Below are 20,065 nucleotides of genomic sequence, written 5' to 3' on the forward strand. Positions count from 1 at the left end.
ATTAAAAGGAGAATATGATGGAATTTTTATATCACTATGGATATATCGCGCTTAAGTTGGCTGTAGGTCTTGTTGCTTTTCTATTTATTCTAAGAACGACGGGTCGTGGAAGCCTTAGTCAGATGACACCCGTTGATCTGGTCAGCAATTTTGTGATGGGAAGTATCATTGGAGGCGTTATTTATAATCAGAATATTAGCTGCATTCAATTATTGCTTGTTCTACTGATTTGGCAAGCCTTGGTTGCCTCTTTTAATTTTTTTTCACGCTATTCAGTTTTTTTTCGTCGTCTCATTGCAGGGCGAAATGTTACATTGGTTTTAGATGGGGTCTTTCAAATGGATAAGATTAAGAGCTTAGGGATCAATGTTAATGATCTCATTACCATGTTACGTCTTAAAGGGTGTCACTTACATGAAGCTGCTTTTGTTCGTTTGGAAACTAATGGTGATTGCACTGTTATTAAGAAGGAAGAGGGGAAGAAATCGACGATTGTCGTAGAAAATGGTGAAATTATTGATGATGGTCTTAAAGAGATTGGTAAGACAAAAAAGTGGCTTCAGGCGGAATTGAAAAAAAAGCATGTAAAAGTTGAAAATTTATTTGCAGCAGAGTGGTATGAGAATACAGATCAAAATAATAAGCTGTATAATGGATTATTTCTTGTTCCTTTTTCAAAAACAGTCTAACTTCAAACAACGAGTAGGTATAGCTTATTGAAAAGCGTAAGAAACTTATAAACAACCACAGGGGGATGCTTTGTCTTGTTCGTGTGGATGATAGAGAAGTAAGGGCTTTATGAAACGCAATGAAATGACAAAAACTGTATCATCCGATACAGGGACAACTCTACACACACTTTACAATTTATGGCCTTATATGTGGCCGGTAAGTCGGCGTGATCTAAAAATACGTGTACTGTGGGCAATATTTTATCTTGTTTTGTCCAAGCTCATTCTCATATCTGTGCCGTATTTCTTTAAATATTCTACGAATGTGCTTGATACAAGCTTTCAGCTCCCTGAATGGTTTCCATCCAGTTTGATTATCCCCATCATACTCGTTTTGGCGTACAATGTCGCGCGGATTATGCAGGCTGGATTAAATCAATTACGCGACTCCCTTTTTGCCACTGTTGGTCAATATGCTGTTCGTCAACTCGCTTATAAAACCTTTGTCCATATTCATGAGTTATCTTTACGATTTCATTTAGAACGCCGAACTGGTGGGCTTTCTCGTGTGATTGAGCGTGGGACGAAAGGAATTGAAGCGATCGTAAGATTTTCAATTCTCAATACCATACCGACAGTTTTAGAATTTATATTAACGGCTCTTGTATTTTATATCAACTACGGATGGCATTATCTTCTCATTGTTGTTATAACGGTTTTACTATATACTTTTTTTACCATTAAGGCGAGTGATTGGCGTATTCGCATTCGTCAACAAATGAATACAGCAGATACTGAGGCAAATACGCGCGCTGTTGATTCTCTTTTAAATTTTGAAACGGTCAAATATTTTGGCAATGAAACTCTAGAAGCCGATCGTTTTGATAGTTCTATGGAAGGTTATGAAAAAGCCGCAACAAAGATTTGGACATCATTAAGCTGGCTTAATTTTGGTCAGGCTCTTATCTTTGGTATTGGAATGACGATCATGATGCTGATGTCGGCTTATGAAGTTTTTTATAAGACACAAACTTTAGGAGATTTTGTTTTTATTAATGCCCTTTTAATGCAACTTTCCATTCCACTGAATTTTATTGGTTCAATTTATCGTGATGTTCGACAAGGTTTAACGGATATTGAAGCGATGTTCGATCTTTTAGATGTTCAGCAAGAAATCATTGATAAATCGGATGCTAAACCGTTAGAGATAAGCGATGGGACCATTCGTTTTCATCAGGTAAAATTTTCTTATGATTCGACACGTCAGATTCTCAGAGATATTAATTTTGAAGTTCCTGGAGGAAAAACAGTCGCCATTGTCGGTCCATCGGGTGCAGGAAAATCAACTATTTCTCGATTACTTTTTCGGTTTTATGATGTTGATGCAGGTTCTATCACAATTGACGGGCAGGATATTCGTGACATAACACAAAAAAGTTTGCGTGAAGCGATCGGCATGGTCCCACAAGATACAGTGTTATTTAATGATACAATTGCCTATAATATTCGCTATGGACGCCCAAGTGCGACAGATGAAGAGGTGTACAAAGCTGCTGAAATGGCACAAATATCAAAATTTATTGAGATATTACCGGAAGGTTTTCAATCTATGGTAGGAGAGCGTGGTCTCAAATTATCAGGGGGTGAAAAACAACGTGTGGCTATTGCACGGACACTCTTAAAAGCCCCCCCACTTCTTATTCTAGATGAAGCAACAGCAGCTCTTGATACGGCAACGGAACAGGAAATTCAACAAGCATTGGATATTGTAAGCCGTGGACGGACAACATTGATTATTGCACATCGTCTTTCTACGGTTATCAATGCTGATGAAATTTTGGTTCTTAAAAGCGGTCGTATTATTGAAAATGGGACGCATACAGAGCTCTTACGAAAGAAAGGTTTATATGCTTCAATGTGGAATAAGCAGCTTGAAGCATCGCAAGCTGAAGAAAAATTACGTAAAATGCGTGAAGAAGATGAAACGGGTATTGTTAATCGTAAAAAATAAGGTGGGCAAAATGTAATCTCTATCTTTATATGGAGTGATTGATAAAATACATAAAAGCAAGAGGAACAAAAAGATTTATTGCTTGTTTAAGTTTACGATGAATAGGAAATGATATGAGTATTCTACAATCTGTCCATAATAGCTTTGTCCCGATTCATAAAGAAGGCTATCCTTTTATTGTAGCATTTTTTGTTATTTCGCTCATTCTTGGTTGGATATGGAGTCCGTTGTTTTGGTGTGGTCTTGTTCTCACGGTGTGGTGTATATACTTTTTTCGTGATCCAGATCGTGTAATCCCTTTGAATCCAAATTGGGTTATGTCGCCTGCAGATGGGCGTATTTCATTTGTAGAATCATGTGTTCCACCTGAAGAATTAGGCTTAGGGAAAGATGAAATGGTTCGTATTTCCATTTTTATGGACGTCTTTTCATGCCATATCAACCGTATTCCTATCAGTGGTACAGTAGAGTCTATTGTTTATCATCCAGGTAGGTTTACCAATGCGGAGTTTGATAAGGCTAGTCAGTTTAATGAGCGGAATGGGGTGGTCATTGAGAGCAAGCATGGTAAAATTGCTATCGTACAAATAGCAGGGATGTTTGCTCGTAGGATTGTTTGTTGGTCAAAAGAAAATGATGCTGTTATCACGGGAGAGCGATTTGGGTTGATTCGTTTTGGTTCTCGCCTTGATATTTATATACCAACTGAAATGAAATTGCGTGTTGCCGTTGGACAGACAGCCATTGCTGGAGAGACAGTTTTAGGGTCTTTTGATGATAAGAATGCTACAACGGATTTCAGATACGATTAGGGCCACCCAATGAAAAATTTTTCGCCATTTTCTTCGTTCAATCCTGAGGGGCAGCATGATGATATTGCAAGTCGGCGACGTTCATCGACATCAATGCGCTATGTTATTCCCAATATCATTACTATTTTGGCAATTTGCGCAGGGATGAGCAGCATTCGTTTGGCTTTTGAGAATCGCTATGAGGCTGCTATTTTAATGGTGCTTTTGGCTGCAGTTCTAGATGGTGCTGATGGTCGCATTGCACGTTTAATAGATGGGAGTTCATCTTTCGGGGCACAGATGGACTCTCTTGCTGATATTGTCAATTTTGGTGTTACCCCTGCGCTTATTGTTTATTCTTTTATTTTGAATCAAGCACACCACATTGGTTGGGTTGCAGCTCTCGTTTATTGTGTTGCTTGTTGTTTGCGATTAGCGCGTTTTAATGTGATGTTGGATAATGCTGATATCCCACAATGGCAGAAAAGTTATTTTGTTGGTGTTCCTGCACCTGCAGGAGCGTTACTCCTTTTATTACCTACCTATTTAGGTGCTCTTGGTTTGGTCCCCAATTGGGGGTGGGCATTGTTTTTTAGTCTTTATACAGTCATTATCGCTTTTCTTTTGATTAGTCGCTTACCAGTGTGGAATGCAAAGACAATTGATCAAAACTTGAGGCGTGATATCGTTATACCCTGCATGTTGGTCATTGTTATTTATGTCGGTTTTCTTGCGACTTACACATGGAAAACTTTATTGATTACAGCTGTTAGCTATATGATTTTTCTCCCCTGTAGTTTCGTTGCTTATAATAAACGGGCCGTTTTAGAAGAGAAAAAGGCTGATGCTAAAAAAGCTATTCAAGAATCATAAACTGCTTCATTCTTCTGTTAAGAAGTGCAGGAAAGAGAGAGATTGGTCTATTTACATTTCAGATGATATCAATGAGGGGCATAATAATCCACAAACCGATTTTCACGGACATTAAAGAGTTTTCCAGTTTCCTTTAAATCAGGTGAGAGCAAATGGACTATTTTTTTTGCAACCTCTTGTGGTGAGGGGAGCGTTTCTGGATCTTCACCCGGCATAGCTTCAGCGCGCATCGCTGTACGTGTGGCTCCAGGGTTGACACAATTGATCTTAATAGGAGTTTGTTTGAGTTCTTCTGCCCAACAACGAGCAATCATTTCTAAAGCCGCTTTAGAGGCTGCATAAGCCCCCCAGAAAGGGCGTGCAACATGAGCAACGCTTGAGGATAACAAGATGGCTCGTCCAGCGTCAGATTCACGTAATAAAGGCTCAACGGCTTTTATTAAGCGCCATTGGCTGAAAAGATTTATTTGAAAGACATCTTCAAAGACCGTATTTTCTATATGTGCTATTGGTGAAAGTATTCCAAGGATTCCTGCATTTGCAACGATAATATCGAGTTTTTTCCAGCGATTGGCAATTGAGAGTGCAAGAGCATCGATATTTTCCATATGATGTAAATCGAGCGGAACGAGGGTAGCAAGAGCCCCTTTTTTTCGGATTTGATTGTCCAATTCAGTCAGTCCGCTAACTGTTCGTGCAAGAGCAATAATATGAGCACCGCGTGCAGCAAGCTCAAGTGCCAAATAATAGCCAATACCTCTTGATGCACCAGTAACAAGTGCAACGCGCCCATGGAGACTAAAGTCACGTTTTGTCATCATTAATCTCTTGTTTTAAGAACAGATGATTGATGAATTTTGGAGAGGTTTTCTTGATCAACCAGATGCGTAGGATAATATCCAGTAAAATAATGGTCAGTAAATTGTGGATCGGCGTTATTTCGTTTTTCCCCTGCTACAGCAAGATATAATCCGTCCGTTGAAAGAAATTCTAAAGAGTCTGCTCCAATAAAATTGCACATAGATTTTAAATCTGGATATTGATTTGCTAAAAGGCTTTCGGCTTTAGGTGTATCAATGCCATAAAAATCAGGATAGAAAATCATAGGGCTAGAGACGCGCATATGAACTTCCTTTGCTCCTGCATCGCGAAGCATTCGTACAATTTTAAGGGAAGTTGTTCCCCGTACAATAGAGTCATCAACCAGAATAACCCGTTTTCCCTCAATCACAGGACGGTTTGCCGAATGTTTTAACTTGACGCCAAAAGCACGAATTTGCTGTGTTGGTTCGATAAAAGTGCGACCAACGTAGTGATTACGAATAATACCAAGCTCGAAGGGGATTCCAATTTCTTGTGCATAGCCAATCGCTGCAGGTGTTCCACCATCTGGAACAGGAACCACAACATCCCCCTCACAAGGAGCTTCCTGTGCTAAACGGATTCCCATATTTTTGCGTGTTGTATAAACACTACGCCCACCAACGATTGAGTCCGGACGGGCAAAATAAACATATTCAAATAAGCAAAGTTTTTCTGGTTTTGCATTTTCTGGTTTTATAATTTTTTTCGTAATTTCTCCATTTTTTTGTATTTCACATATGATAATTTCTCCATTTTTAACATCACGAACATATTTTGCTCCAATAATATCAAGGGCACAAGTTTCAGAACAAAAGATAGGCTTTCCATCAAGTTCTCCCATCACGAGAGGTCTAATTCCGGTTGGATCGCGTGCCGCAATAAGCTTTGTACGTGTGAGCGCTAACATAGCATACCCACCTTCTACTTGCCGAATCGCATCAACAAAACGATCAGAGGACGATTCATAACGTGAGCGGGCAATCAGATGGAGAAAAACCTCTGAATCTGAAGTTGATTGACAGATAGCACCAGAAGCGATGAGTTCACGGCGCAATGTAAGACCATTGGTAAGATTACCATTATGCGCAATAGCAATACCTCCAACTTTCAATTCAGCAAAAAGAGGTTGAACATTGCGTAATGCCACTTCTCCAGTTGTTGAATAACGGGTATGTCCAATAGCGCGATTCCCTGGTAAGCGTGCAAGTGTTGCGGGGTTTGTATAGTGATCACCAACGAGACCTAAATGCTTTTCTTGATGAAATATTTTATTATGATAAGAAACAATACCAGCTGCTTCTTGCCCACGATGCTGGAGTGCGTGAAGTCCAAGAGCGGTTAATGTTGCAGCATCTTCATGCCCAAGAATGCCAAAAACCCCGCATTCTTCGTGAAGGGTATCATCATCTAATGAAAATTCTTGACAGGAAATATCGCTTTTTATCATCATATTCTTTCAGTTGTGATAGAGAGGAATCATTAATATCACATTTTACATCATTTAGTTCTTTTTCCTCATGAAAAGCTATTCTCCATTTTTAAGAAGCGTTTTTTCATGAGGTTGTTTCTTATTCGTATATTTATCACTGTCTTTAAACAAATTTTCTGCCTTTTCGAGAACAGATCCAAGATCTTTTGGGAGTATTTCCCAAACTTTTTGTCCCAGTGAATCTAAGATAGGCCTTGTTCTGGCATTTTTTAACCAGTCTGCTTGGTGCTCGGGTTTAATCAGTGCATTAATCAGCAACATACCGATGACCATAATCAGTAAACCGCGAAGTGCTCCAAAAATAAAACCAATAGTACGGTCAAGGATACCAATTCGACTATCAATAATAAAATCGGAGATCTTCATTGCAATAATCGAAGTAATAATAAGAACAATAATAAAAATTGTGACCAATGTTGTGATCAATGCAATCATTTTATTAGAGAAATATTGTTCAAAGAAAGGTAAGACAGGCTTGAATAAAAACAGTGTCGTAACAGCTGCGATTGCCCAAGAAATCAACGATAGCACTTCACGTGAAAATCCTCGAAGCATAGCAAGAAAAGCGGACAACAGGATGATGACTACGACAATTCCATCAAGGATTGTTATGATCATTTGTTTGTTCCTTATACATAAAGTTGTGTTCTTTAAATCTGTGTGCAAATATATTTTTGTTAGGTCATTTTTTCTTCTTATAGCAAGGATATTTTGTATTTTATAGCGTTTTTTCTATATTATTCTGCCTGTGGTGTAGACCATTTTTTACTTGCGGTAAGAGTAGCAACAAGTTCGGGAAGGTCGGAGAAAGTTTTTTGTTGAAAATGGAGCGACTTTATCATTTCCGTTGTTGTCGTGGGATGAAATGCCCCCTGAAAGCCGAGTTTTTTTGCCTCATTGATGCGTTGTGCTGAATGTGCAACAGCACGAGTAGCTCCTGAAAGACTGACTTCACCAAAATATACATAATCCGTTGGCAAAGGGATATTGGCAAGAGAAGAGACCAAAGCAGCAGCTACAGCTAAATCCGCAGCAGGTTCTGATATACGATATCCACCTGCCACGTTCAGATAGACATCATGCTGTCCAAAACGAATGCCACAATGGGCTTCTAAAACGGCGAGAATCATAGAAAGACGATTTCCATCCCATCCGACAACTGCACGTCTTGGTGTTCCAAGAGAAGAAGGAGCAACAAGAGCTTGAATTTCTACCAATATCGGACGTGTTCCCTCCATACCTGCAAAAACAGCTGCACCTGGTGCTTTTTCATTACGTTCTCCTAAAAACAATTCGGATGGATTTATCACTTCGCGTAAACCTTTATCAGACATTTCAAAAACACCAATTTCATCTGTTGGTCCGAAGCGATTTTTTACAGTTCTAAGAATGCGGTAATGATGTCCTCCTTCACCTTCAAAATAGAGAACACCATCAACCATGTGTTCAACAACCCGAGGACCAGCAATTTGCCCATCTTTTGTCACATGCCCCACAAGAACAACAGCGGCTCCTGTTTTTTTGGCAAAGCGAATCATTGCCTGAGCACCAATACGGACTTGTGTGACAGTGCCGGGAGCTGAATCTGCTGTATCTGACCATAGGGTTTGAATTGAATCGATAATCACCATGTCAAGGTTTTTATGTTCGCTTAAGGTTGCAAGAATATCTTCAACATTGGTTTCAGCAGCAAGTTTCACCTCTGTATTATGAGCGCCAAGCCTTTGCGCGCGTAGACAAATTTGTGCAATAGCCTCTTCACCTGAGACATAGATAACATTATGCCCTTTGCGGGATAAAGCAGCAGCTGTTTGTGTAAGCAATGTTGATTTTCCAATACCTGGATCTCCACCAACAAGGAGTGCTGATCCACGGACAAATCCCCCCCCGGTAACACGATCAAGTTCAGCAATACCAGAGTGAATACGTGGAGCATCTTGGATATCTCCAGAAAGAGATGTAAGGGCGACGATGCGTCCTTTACGAGCATTCTGCTTAGGACCACTTCCTATGCCGCCATTTACATTTTCTTCAATAAGGGAATTCCATTCTCCACAGGCGCTACATTTCCCTGCCCAACGGGAATGGACGGTTCCACAGTTTTGACAGACAAATTGAATACGGTTGCGCACCATGGTGATTTAACCGATTTGTTCTGGAAGATAATTGCTATCTGCCAGATCACTAAAGCGTGTAAAGTCAGATTGAAAGGCAAGAGATACGATTCCTGTGGGGCCATGACGCTGTTTTGCCACAATAACATCAGCTTTCCCCATAATTTTATCCATTTCATCTTGCCATTTTGTATGTTCAAGAGTACCCAATTTAGGTTCTTCATTTTTGAAATAATATTCTTCACGATAAACAAATAGAACGATGTCGGCATCTTGCTCGATAGAACCAGATTCACGTAAATCGGAGAGTTGTGGACGTTTATCTGTTCTGTTTTCGACTTGGCGCGAAAGTTGTGACAGAGCAATAATAGGAACATTCAATTCTTTCGCTAATGCTTTTAATCCTGTGGTAATTTCTGTGATTTCTTGAACACGATTTTCTGATGAACGTTTTGAATTGCTTGTCATGAGTTGGATATAATCAATAAACAAGACATCTAAGCCATGTTGTCGCTTGAGACGCCGAGCACGAGCAGCCAGTTGCGTAATTGATATTCCCCCAGTTTGATCAATATAAAGGGGGGCCTTTTGGAGTTGGTTTACCGCACGAATGATTTTTGAAAATTGTTCATCTGAAATGTTCCCCCGTCGAATATCAGAAGAAGAGACTTCTGTTTGTTCAGAAATAATACGAGTTGCAAGCTGTTCTGAGGACATTTCCAGAGAGAAGAACCCTACAATACCGCCTTCATTTTCTTGCCTATTACCATTATGATTATAAGCATTGGCAATATTAAAGGCAATGTTGGTTGCTAGTGAGGTTTTCCCCATACCGGGGCGTCCCGCAAGGATAATTAAGTCAGATGCTTGTAACCCTCCCATTTTTTCATCAAGTGTTTTAATATGGGTAGCTATCCCTGATAATTGCGAAGAACGCTGCTTCGCAGCACTTGCCATATCGAGTGCTTTTTTGACAGCCACATTAAAATTCTCAAATCCGCCTCCATATTTTCCTTTTTCTGCGAGCTCAAATAACTGATTTTCAACAGTTTCAATTTGTTGGGTAGGAGTAAGCTCTACAGGAGCATCAAAGGCTGTATTGACGACTTGAGTTCCAAGATTAATCAAAGAACGACGGATAAAAAGGTCATAAATAACGCGTCCATAATCTTCAGCGTTAATAATGGTGACTGCCTCTTTGGCTAAGCGAACAACATACTGGTATACAGTAAGATCTCCAATTTTCTCTTCCATTTGGATATGAGGTTTGATCGTAACCGGATCTACATGTTTGCCTGTTTTAATAAGCTGAGATAAAATAGCATAAATCTTTTGATGCAACGGATCAAAAAAATGTTCTGGTTTTAGAAAATCCGAAACGCGGTCGAGAGAATCATTATTGATAAAGATGGCACCAAGTAATGCTTGTTCAGCTTCAATATTATGTGGAAGTTGCCGAAAAGAAGGAGAATCTTCTTTTTTCGAAGAGCTGATATTAACAACGCTAGTTTCTTCCATAAACTTTTCCCACTAAAATTCCAAGTCTAGCGACTTTAGGCGATAAATTGAAAATCGTACATTAAAAGAATACAGCTACAAAGCTTCATTTTAAGTTAAAATCTATAATTTTTAAAAAGTCTCTTCTAAAGGCTCATTTATCATTCATGTATTATTAATATAGCATCTATTTCGTGTATTTTATTTTTATAATATGTGATTTTAAGTGGAAGTTTTGGTACTCTAAATTGAAGTATTTTGAAGTTATGTGATCTTAAAATTCTAATACCGGTGTAAGTGGAATGGCTTCTTTATAATTCACATCAGATCACGCGACGATATCATTAACTTAACGCTCATGCAAAATTCACTCTTAAGGGTAGCTTTAAATTATTTTTTATGCTGGAGAAGCAAAAGCATTTCTCCTTATTGCTGTTATTATTTTTGGTATGGGATGTTCTTATATGCCATATCTACAATTTTTCATAAAAATTAGTTCTTTACATATAAAAACCATAAAATACTCAGCTTTAAGGCATGAGTATTTTATGACCAATATTTTAAATAGAATCAAAGAAATAAAACAGAAAGCACAAAGAGCAGTTAAGCTTCTTGATGAGGACTGTTTATATCGTTGTCATTAATTTTTTCTGCCAACAATTCTTCCTGATTTTCTTCTAATATTTCTTCTTGAATATCATATATTTCTTCAGAAGAAGTAAGCGTTTCACCTTCTGCTTGGCGTTGTGCTTCACTGGTAGAGCGTGCAACGTTAATAACCACAGAAATTTGAACTTCAGGATGGAGGCTAAGAGTAATCGTATGAAGACCGATCATTTTTATTGGATGATTAAGTTCAATTTGATTTCGCCCAATAGAGAATCCTTCACTTGTTATGATTTCAGCAATATCACGCGTTGACACAGATCCATAAAGTTGTCCTGTTTCACCAGCAGAACGAACAGCAATAAATGATTGCCCATCAAGTTTTTCAGCAATTTTTTGTGCTTCACTTTTGCGTTCAAGATTACGTGCTTCAAGTTGTGCGCGTTGGATCTCAAAATGTTTTTTATTTGCTTCATTTGCGCGTAAAGCTTTACCTTGAGGCAAGAGAAAATTACGTGCATAACCATCTTTCACTGAGACAATATCACCCATCTGACCAAGACGAGGAATGCGCTCAAGTAGAATAATATCCATAGTTTTTCCTTTCGAACAAATAAATTTAGGGAAGTTTTTTGTGTGATTGAAAGTTGTATTGAATAGCAGCCCAAATGCCCATCAAAAGCATCATGCAAGAAACAGGTAGGAAAAAAACGACAGTTAAAATAGCAATATAAACAAAGGAAAGTATAATAACCCGACCGCTAACCCCTTTTGTAATATTATGAAGATAGGCTAAACCACTAATTGATATGATGACAGTATAGGCAGAGCTAAAGACAAATGTACCTAAATGAAGAGAATCGTTCAATTCAGCCATTGAGGCGATGGAAACAAGGATGAAAATAATAATTCCAGAAATTGGAAGGCGAAGAGTTTTACTCCAGTCATCTCGAGGTCTTTTCAGCCACTTCATATATTGGGCTGTTATCATTGAAAAATAAAGATTACCAATGAGAAAAATCAAACTATAAAATACCAAAGCGATAGCTGCTAAAGTTGCAGCATGTGCCATTAAAAATTCACTAAAATTAAGCATATTAGCTTCTTGTAATGATGGCAATTGTTTTAAAGTTTGTGCGATGTTTTCAATGATTTTTTTTGCAATGAGAGGGGTATTTGGACTGGCTTTCACATAGAGTCCAATGAAGGTGACTATAAGAGCAATAAAGTTAGTTAAATGAAAAATAACGGATGATAATGGGTACCATATTAATGTATTTTCTTGTTGCGCTGGTCTTGCCAATCCAAGAAGCCAAGAGGCATAAACAGCAGGAAGAAAAAATAACAGCATAAGCCCAAGAGCAATATAGACATCCGTGGCAATGAAAAGAACAACAGTCGCACTTATTAAGGCAACGAAGCTAGCAAATGTTCCTTGACCGAACGCAACAATAAAGATTGGCAATGAAAAAAAACAGCCAAGAAAAAAAGAAAAAAAGGGAGCGATATTGGCAACACTAATAATTGCCATTCCTATCACAACAGAAAACAATCCCGCCAAAACACCAGTTAATATCTCATCAGTACGATTTTTTGTCATTTATTGCTGTCCTGCTTTTTGCAGTTAGAGGCATGTTGACACCTCAACTTTTACATTTAATAGCTTAACATAGAACACAATAAGCTATTTTTCTAAATCCTATAAGAAAAGCAACTGGAGAATTTCTCCAGTTGCAAAGTATCTTGATCGTTTACTTTATAACGTATGGAAGTAAGCCTAAAAAGCGAGCGCGTTTGATAGCATTAGCTAATTCACGCTGTTTTTTTTGACTAACAGCCGTAATTCGTGAAGGAACAATTTTTCCACGTTCAGAAATATAACGTTGTAATAATTTTATATCTTTATAATCAATTTTAGGTGCATTAGCCCCTGAAAAAGGACATGTTTTACGACGACGATGAAAAGGGCGACGTGCAGAGTTTTGATTCGTATCAGTCATCATTCTACCTCTTCCATAGCATTTTCACGTTGACGACGCGGGGAGCGAGAGCGCTCTTCATCCTGACTAGCGTGCGCATTGCGATCAAGGTGCGAAAGCATCGCAGATTTTTCTTTTTCGTGTTTTTCTACACGAATGGTCATATAGCGCAAAATATCTTCATTGATTCGCATCTGACGCTCCATTTCAGCAATTGCTGCAGCTGGTGCATCAATATTGACCAAGACATAATAAGCTTTACGGTTTTTACGAATACGATAAGCAAGAGGACGAAGTCCCCAATTTTCTACACGCCCAACTTTTCCACCGTGCGTTTCAATGACGCCTTTGTAAAGGCTCAAAAGTTCATCGACTTGCTGCGGTGCAATATCTTGTCGGGCAAGGAACATATGTTCATAAAGAGCCATTGTTTTGCCTTTCTTCAATTAAATTTTACCGGTTTTAGCGCAAAGCCTCTGCGACTTGCCTTTTGGGGAAATCCAAAGAAGAAAGGACGCATTTATAATTTGAGACATCTCAGAGCGGAGACACGGGAGGCCGGAAACATTGTATTTCCTACTGATATTTTACAGCCCTCCGTTCAACCTCCAGCTAAATGCCGGCAAAGAACATTTCATATTTACAGGTTATCTTTTAAAATAGCAAGTTTATACACATAAAAAAATAGATTTATTAAATCTTGATATATTTCCCTCTTCTATAAAGAGGTAATACTGTAACATACAGGTAAAGGAGAAAAAAATGGACTTTTTAAACCAGATTGATGTTACGCTCTTTAAGATATTTGTCGGCAATCATCAGTCTTGGTCAATTTTAGTTTTGTTTGGTATTTTTTGCGCAAAGTTTTTAATTTACATGATTCCTCTTCACCTTTGTATATTGTGGTTTTGTGGTGGGGAAAGGGAACGATGTATCGTGTTAAGCATTTGCATGAGCATTAGCATAGCCCTTTTGATAGGTTATCTTATTTCTCTCATTTATTTTCATCCACGCCCATTCGTTGTAGGATTGACGACACCGCTGATTAAACATCGAGCAACAGCTTCTTTCCCTAGTAATCATGCCTTGACCATTGCAGCTTATACAGCAAGCTTTTATTTTTACCGATATAAAGGTACTTTTAAATTTGCTATGGTGTTTTTATGCTTGATCTGTTGGGCACGCATCTTTGTGGGGGTACATTATCCCTTTGATATTTTAGCAGGTACCATTTTAGGAAGTCTCATAAGTCTGGGAATTATTCAGTTTATAGCTCCATATTTTCCTAAGTTTTTATATCAAGTTCCACCCTTAAGATATAATTTGAAGAGAGGTATTCGTTCTAAATAAAGCACTTTATCTTGACTTTTTGCGGATGAATAAGGTCAAAAGAAAATAAGTTAATGGCACAATATTAGGAGTCGATGAATGGGTGCAGCTTTTATTTTTCCAGGGCAAGGGAGTCAACTCGTTGGGATGGGGAAGGCGCTTGCAGAGCAATTTTGTGCGGCGCGAATGGTTTTTGAGGAAGTTGATGATGCTTTGGGTGAGAAATTATCAGAGATCATTTTTGAAGGACCAGCAGATGTCTTAACGTTAACAGCCAATGCACAACCAGCATTAATGGCTGTATCCATGGCTGTCATTCGTGTGATGGAACAATTAGGGATTCGTATAGAAGAAAAGGTAAAGTTTGTTGCCGGTCATTCTTTGGGCGAATATTCAGCTCTTTGTGCTGCTGGTACATTCAGTCTTACAGATACGGCAAGGCTTTTGCGTATTCGTGGCAATGCCATGCAGGCTGCTGTTCCAGTTGGTGAAGGCGCTATGGCAGCACTTATCGGTTTGGAAGAGCACGTGGTAGAAGAAATTTGCAAAACTGTTTCTGGAGAAGGATTATGTCAGATTGCCAATGATAATGGTGGTGGGCAAATTGTTATTTCAGGTGAAGCAAAAGCCGTTGAGACAGCGGTAGAGATTGCATCAACAAAAGGTGCAAAACGTGCGCTTCTTCTTCCGGTTTCTGCACCTTTTCATTCGTCTTTAATGCAGCCTGCTGCGAATGCCATGAAGAAAGCACTTTTGACTGTTAACAAAGCGGCCCCTATTATTCCTTTGATTGCTAATGTTTCTGTTGCACCAGAAAGTGATCCTGAGCGTATTGCTACTCTTCTTGTTCAACAAGTAACAGGCAGGGTACGGTGGCGTGAAACAATAGAATGGATGGGTTCTCATGGGGTTGATACGCTTTTTGAAGTTGGTTCTGGAAAAGTATTAACAGGTTTAACGCGTCGTATTAACAAGGATATAAAGGGGGTAACAATTGGAACAGTTGATGAAATAGAATCAGCGCTAGGAATGCTTGGCCTTTAATCTATGAAGGAGTTTAAAAACATGTTTAAATTAACAGGACGCAAAGCTCTTGTAACGGGGGCATCAGGAGGAATTGGTGAGGCAATAGCACGTTGTTTCCATGCAAGGGGAGCCATTGTTGGACTTCATGGAACACGTGAAGACAAGCTTAAAGAATTGGCAGCAGAATTAGGACAGAATGTTTTAGTGTTTCCCGCTAATCTTTCTGAACGTCAATCGATTAAACAATTGGCTGAAGTTGCAGAAAAAGAAATGGATGGCGTTGATATTTTGGTTAACAATGCGGGAATCACTCGGGATGGTCTTTTTGTGCGTATGCAAGATAAAGACTGGGATGATGTCTTAGAAGTTAACCTAACAGCTGCTTCTCTTTTGACGCGTGAATTAGTGCATTTTATGATGCGCCGTCGTTATGGAAGGGTTATTAATATTACATCTGTTGTTGGTGTTGTGGGCAATCCTGGACAAACGAATTATTGTGCTGCAAAAGCAGGTTTGATAGGTTTTTCTAAAGCATTGGCACAAGAAATTGCTTCACGAAACATTACCGTCAATTGTATTGCTCCAGGATTTATTAAATCTGCCATGACAGATAAGCTTAATGAAAAGCAAAAAGAAGCCATTATGGCTGCGATTCCAATGAAGCGTATGGGGAGCGGGCAAGAAATAGCCACAGCTGCTGTTTATTTAGCGAGCGATGAAGCAGCCTATATGACAGGTCAAACACTGCATATTAATGGTGGAATGGCAATGATTTAAGTATTTTCTTGTATTCCACATTGATTTATAAGCTGTATTATTTTAGATAGTAACGATTGAAATGGAAAGATGCGCTATTTCTTTAACATGGTCGTTGATCAATTGATGTCGGAATGTCAGATTGGTTCATTTTGTAGGGGATATCCACAGGATGTTTTAAATCATTGCTAAAATCTTTTAAAGGAATGCATCTATTGCTTGATTAGATGGGCCGATATAGTTAACCAAATTATAGGAAAATATAAATTCGAGGATTTCAACATGAGTGATACAGTAGAGCGCGTTAAGAAAATTATTGTGGAACATCTTGGGGTTAATGCTGATAAAGTCGTGGAAAATGCGAGTTTTATCGATGATCTAGGGGCTGATAGCCTTGATACGGTTGAGCTCGTTATGGCTTTTGAAGAAGAATTTGGTGTAGAAATTCCAGATGAAGCTGCTGAAACGATTTTCACAGTTGGTGATGCCGTCAAATTCATTGATAAAGCTTCTGCATGATGATTAAAGGGCAAAGGCATTTATTGCTTTTGCCTGTGTTCTTCGGGGCTCTTTTGAAAAGAGAGCTTTGAGAGCTAAAGTTTAGTTCAAGGTTAGAGGTTATGAGACGTGTTGTTGTTACTGGTTTAGGATTGGTATCTCCGTTGGCTGGTAATATTGAATATAGTTGGAAACGGCTTCTTGAAGGGAGAAGTGGTGTTCGACGTATTACTGAATTTGATGTTTCTGATTTGCCATGCCAGATTGCAGCGCGTATCCCCTTAGGTGATGGAACAGAGGGGACTTATAATGCTGATTTATATATGGAACCTAAAGAGCAACGGAAGGTTGATGCATTTATTGTTTATGCAATGGCTGCTGCTAACCAAGCACTTACAGATGCTGAATGGTTTCCTAAGAGTGATGAAGATCAGATTTGTACAGGGGTATTAATTGGTTCAGGGATTGGAGGGATTGAGGGCATTGTTGAAGCTGGTTATACGCTTCGTGATAAAGGTCCGCGCCGTGTTTCTCCTTTTTTTATTCCAGGTCGTTTGATTAATCTTGCTTCTGGTTATGTGTCTATTCAATATGGTTTACGAGGACCTAATCATTCGGTTGTGACAGCTTGTTCGACAGGAGCTCATGCGATCGGTGATGCGGCACGTTTGATTATGTTCGGTGATGCAGATGTCATGGTGGCAGGGGGGACTGAATCTCCGATAAACCGGATATCTCTTGCGGGCTTTTCTGCTTGTAGAGCTCTTTCTACTTGTCGCAATAATGATCCTGAGCGGGCCTCGCGTCCTTATGATGCTGATCGTGATGGTTTTGTGATGGGGGAGGGAGCGGCGGTTGTTGTTTTAGAAGAGCTAGAACATGCCAAAAGGCGAGGAGCGCGTATTTATGCTGAGATTATCGGCTATGGTTTATCGGGGGATGCTTACCACATTACAGCGCCTTCAGAAAGTGGTGAAGGGGCTCAGCGAAGCATGATGGCCGCTCTTAAGCGAGCGCAAGTGGATGTGAGTGAACTTGATTATATTAACGCTCATGGTACATCAACGATGGCTGATTCGATAGAGCTAGCGGCTGTTGAACGAGTTTTAGGGCATTATGCACCACAAGTTTCTATGTCATCAACGAAGTCATCTATCGGGCATTTGCTTGGTGCAGCCGGTGCTGCTGAGGCTATTTTTTGTGTTTTAGCTATACGAGATAATATCGCGCCAGCGACACTTAATCTTGACAATCCATCAATTGAAACAAAAATTGATCTTGTCCCGCACAAACCACGTGAACGAAAGATTGATACGATTCTTTCCAATTCTTTTGGATTTGGTGGGACAAATGCATCATTGGTGATGCGACGTTTTAGGGGATAATAAGTATTTTTATTTAATTTCTGCTTTTTAATTTTCACCTTTATTATAAGGTGAATGAGAAGTTGCAATATTGTCCTTAATCGCTATTGAGGGGTTATGTCCGGTGTAAAAAATGGAACGCCATTAAAGGACGTGAACGATTCCTCTTCGAATCATTGAGCAGATAGTTGTGGCATGTTAACACATAAAAAACAAAAGAAGTCGTCTACCGTTCGTAATCCTTTGGTTATCCTTGGTCATTTTTTTCTCATGCTGATTGTGCTTATTCTTTTCGGCATCAGTATTCCTCTTTATATTGGAAAAAGTATTTTTGAAGAAAAGGGAAAAATTGAGGAAGAACAAGTTCTTCTTATCCATCCGGGAACAGGAATTCGTGAAATTGCTTCATTGCTAGAAAAACGTGGTTTCATTCGATCATCAGATATTTTTGTTTATGGGGTTGGTTATCACAAAAATACAAGCCACCTAAAGGCTGGTGAATATTTAATTCCAGCTCATGCTTCAATGCACGATATTATGGATATTCTTGTGAAAGGAAAATCCATTGAGTATACATTTACAGTACCAGAAGGTTTAACGGTCCAGCAAGTTTTTGATCGATTAGCGGCAAATGAAATTTTGATTGGAGACCTTCCAAAAGTTTTGCCTCCAGAGGGTTATTTGATGACGGATACTGTTCGCTTTATTCGGGGAACAACGCGTCAAGAAATTATAAACAGATTGCGCGAAGGACAGAAAAAATTAATTCATGCGATATGGGCTACGCGTTCTCCTGATTTACCTATTAAATCAATTGATGAATTTGTCATATTGGCTTCAATTGTTGAGAAAGAAACCGGAGTTGCAGCAGAAAGACCAATGGTTGCTGCGGTATTTTATAACCGTCTTGCAAAACATATGCGTCTTCAATCGGATCCAACGGTCATTTATGGTCTCTTTGGAGGAAAAGGAAAGCCATCAGGGCGTGCAATTTACCGTTCAGATCTTGAGAAGGAAACACCCTATAATACTTATAAAATTAATGGGTTGCCTCCAACCGCTATTGCAAATCCAGGTCGCGATTCATTGAAGGCGGTGGCACATCCACCAAGCAGTGATGCGCTTTATTTTGTTGCTGATGGTTCAGGAGGACATGTTTTCTCTCGAACCTTAGAGGAACATAATATGAATGTTCGCAAGTGGCGAGAATTGAAGGCAAAACATTGATTTATAATGATATAACATCTTTTTGTTTCGTAAATGTAAACTCCACATAAAGTAAGACTTTTCATCTTAAACTTTTGCTGAGAATAATAAAAAATCATTTTCTTATATGTTACAAGTGAGATGAACGTATAGATACAAAATATTTAAGAAAGAAAGTAATATATTTTATGATAAATTCTCTCAATGCAAGTGCAGTGTGGTATTGAGAACTGCTAAAAAACAATTGATGAGAAAAAAGGTTGAGATAATGTACCGTTCAAATTTTGAAGAAAATTTATAAACAAAGTAGAGTGATATAATGACAGTCATTGAAAGTGTATTGAATACGATAAAAACAAATCAACGTCGCGGTTTTTTATTTATTCTCTCTTCACCTTCAGGGGCTGGTAAGTCAACAATTTCTGGGTTACTTCTCAAAGATCAACAATTAGAGCTTTCTGTCAGTGTGACCACAAGGAAAAAGCGTCCCAGTGAAGTAGATGGACTCCACTATCACTTTATTTCAAAGGAAGAATTTGAATATAAACGTGATAGAGATGAATTTATTGAATGGGCAGAAGTACATGGGAATTATTACGGCACGTTACGTGAAACTGTTGAAAATGCATTGAGTACTGGTCGTGATATGTTATTTGATATTGATTATCAAGGCACCAAGCAGATGCAAAAAAAGATGCCAAGAGATACAGTATCTGTTTTTATTCTTCCACCATCCATGAAAGAGCTTGTTTCACGTTTACATCGTCGAGCAGAAGATAGTCAAGATATCATCAATTTACGATTGGAAAATGCACGAACGGAGCTAACACATTGGTGTTCTTACGATTATGTGGTTATTAATGAAGACTTAGATCAGTCTTTATCACTTATTAAATCGATTTATTTAGCTGAAACAGTGAAACGCGAGAGATGTGCTTTTCTTAGCTCTTTTGTTGATAGACTTATTGCTGAGAAGATTGATTAATATTTT

Annotated in this window: 19 protein-coding genes and 1 pseudogene; 11 read left to right on the forward strand and 9 right to left on the reverse strand. The window is 38.8% G+C overall.

What is annotated here, in order from left to right; all coding sequences use genetic code 11:
- Nucleotides 1-17: 17 nt before the first annotated feature.
- From T429_RS0102220 to pssA, 4 genes are all read left to right on the forward strand, one after another.
- Nucleotides 18-689 carry a DUF421 domain-containing protein gene (locus T429_RS0102220; protein WP_005773757.1) on the forward strand — a complete coding sequence of 224 codons (672 nt, stop codon included), beginning with the start codon at nt 18-20 and terminating at the stop codon, nt 687-689.
- Between the two features lie 109 nt (nt 690-798).
- A complete protein-coding gene (locus T429_RS0102225) occupies nt 799-2,682 on the forward strand; it encodes an ABCB family ABC transporter ATP-binding protein/permease (RefSeq protein ID WP_005773756.1) in 1,884 nt (627 codons plus the stop codon).
- 113 nt (nt 2,683-2,795) lie between these two features.
- Entirely contained in the window at nt 2,796-3,494 is a 699-nt protein-coding gene (locus tag T429_RS0102230) for a phosphatidylserine decarboxylase (RefSeq protein WP_005773755.1), read from the forward strand.
- 9 nt (nt 3,495-3,503) lie between these two features.
- Nucleotides 3,504-4,346 (forward strand): CDP-diacylglycerol--serine O-phosphatidyltransferase, encoded by an 843-nt coding sequence (gene pssA, locus T429_RS0102235; protein WP_005773753.1) that lies wholly within the window; start codon nt 3,504-3,506, stop codon nt 4,344-4,346.
- 68 nt (nt 4,347-4,414) lie between these two features.
- Here the strand turns inward: pssA and T429_RS0102240 are convergent, their stop codons facing one another.
- The 9 genes from T429_RS0102240 to rpsF all read right to left on the reverse strand — a co-directional run bounded on the left by T429_RS0102240 (nt 4,415) and on the right by rpsF (nt 13,323).
- Entirely contained in the window at nt 4,415-5,164 is a 750-nt protein-coding gene (locus T429_RS0102240; RefSeq protein ID WP_005773752.1) for an SDR family NAD(P)-dependent oxidoreductase, read from the reverse strand.
- A gap of 2 nt (nt 5,165-5,166) precedes the next feature.
- Nucleotides 5,167-6,657: an amidophosphoribosyltransferase gene (gene purF / locus T429_RS0102245; protein ID WP_005773751.1), complete on the reverse strand. Its 1,491-nt coding sequence runs from the start codon at nt 6,655-6,657 to the stop codon at nt 5,167-5,169.
- Between the two features lie 78 nt (nt 6,658-6,735).
- A complete protein-coding gene (locus T429_RS0102250) occupies nt 6,736-7,317 on the reverse strand; it encodes a CvpA family protein (protein ID WP_005773750.1) in 582 nt (193 codons plus the stop codon).
- Between the two features lie 119 nt (nt 7,318-7,436).
- Nucleotides 7,437-8,834, reverse strand: coding sequence for a DNA repair protein RadA (radA, locus tag T429_RS0102255; protein ID WP_005773749.1), 1,398 nt, complete (start codon nt 8,832-8,834; stop codon nt 7,437-7,439).
- 6 nt (nt 8,835-8,840) lie between these two features.
- Nucleotides 8,841-10,331 (reverse strand): replicative DNA helicase, encoded by a 1,491-nt coding sequence (locus T429_RS0102260; protein WP_005773748.1) that lies wholly within the window; start codon nt 10,329-10,331, stop codon nt 8,841-8,843.
- 582 nt (nt 10,332-10,913) lie between these two features.
- Entirely contained in the window at nt 10,914-11,510 is a 597-nt protein-coding gene (gene rplI, locus T429_RS0102265) for a 50S ribosomal protein L9 (protein ID WP_005773747.1), read from the reverse strand.
- A gap of 25 nt (nt 11,511-11,535) precedes the next feature.
- Nucleotides 11,536-12,516 (reverse strand): hypothetical protein, encoded by a 981-nt coding sequence (locus T429_RS0102270; RefSeq protein ID WP_005773745.1) that lies wholly within the window; start codon nt 12,514-12,516, stop codon nt 11,536-11,538.
- 151 nt (nt 12,517-12,667) lie between these two features.
- Nucleotides 12,668-12,916: a 30S ribosomal protein S18 gene (rpsR, locus tag T429_RS0102275; protein WP_005773744.1), complete on the reverse strand. Its 249-nt coding sequence runs from the start codon at nt 12,914-12,916 to the stop codon at nt 12,668-12,670.
- Nucleotides 12,916-13,323, reverse strand: a complete 408-nt coding sequence (gene rpsF / locus T429_RS0102280; protein ID WP_005773743.1) for a 30S ribosomal protein S6 — start codon at nt 13,321-13,323, stop codon at nt 12,916-12,918. Before rpsF ends, rpsR begins: the two co-directional genes overlap by 1 nt.
- A 334-nt stretch (nt 13,324-13,657) precedes the next feature.
- Here rpsF and T429_RS0102285 point away from each other — a divergent pair, with 334 nt between their 5' ends.
- The 7 genes and pseudogenes from T429_RS0102285 to gmk all read left to right on the forward strand — a co-directional run bounded on the left by T429_RS0102285 (nt 13,658) and on the right by gmk (nt 20,059).
- Complete coding sequence (locus tag T429_RS0102285; RefSeq protein ID WP_005773741.1) at nt 13,658-14,245, forward strand: undecaprenyl-diphosphatase; 588 nt, start codon at nt 13,658-13,660, stop codon at nt 14,243-14,245.
- A 78-nt stretch (nt 14,246-14,323) separates the two neighbouring features.
- Nucleotides 14,324-15,268 (forward strand): ACP S-malonyltransferase, encoded by a 945-nt coding sequence (fabD, locus tag T429_RS0102290; RefSeq protein WP_005773740.1) that lies wholly within the window; start codon nt 14,324-14,326, stop codon nt 15,266-15,268.
- A 21-nt stretch (nt 15,269-15,289) separates the two neighbouring features.
- Entirely contained in the window at nt 15,290-16,027 is a 738-nt protein-coding gene (fabG, locus tag T429_RS0102295; RefSeq protein WP_005773739.1) for a 3-oxoacyl-[acyl-carrier-protein] reductase, read from the forward strand.
- A 261-nt stretch (nt 16,028-16,288) separates the two neighbouring features.
- On the forward strand, nt 16,289-16,525 hold the full coding sequence (locus T429_RS0102300; protein WP_004860281.1) for an acyl carrier protein: 237 nt from the start codon (nt 16,289-16,291) through the stop codon (nt 16,523-16,525).
- Between the two features lie 101 nt (nt 16,526-16,626).
- Nucleotides 16,627-17,889, forward strand: a complete 1,263-nt coding sequence (gene fabF / locus T429_RS0102305) for a beta-ketoacyl-ACP synthase II (RefSeq protein ID WP_005775041.1) — start codon at nt 16,627-16,629, stop codon at nt 17,887-17,889.
- 96 nt (nt 17,890-17,985) lie between these two features.
- Nucleotides 17,986-19,095: pseudogene (gene mltG, locus T429_RS0102310) on the forward strand (endolytic transglycosylase MltG).
- A gap of 298 nt (nt 19,096-19,393) precedes the next feature.
- Entirely contained in the window at nt 19,394-20,059 is a 666-nt protein-coding gene (gene gmk / locus T429_RS0102315) for a guanylate kinase (protein ID WP_005773734.1), read from the forward strand.
- The last annotated feature ends 6 nt before the right edge of the window (nt 20,060-20,065 follow it).

The organism is Bartonella elizabethae F9251 = ATCC 49927 (genome assembly GCF_000518165.1).
Classification (GTDB): Bacteria; Pseudomonadota; Alphaproteobacteria; order Rhizobiales; family Rhizobiaceae; genus Bartonella; species Bartonella elizabethae.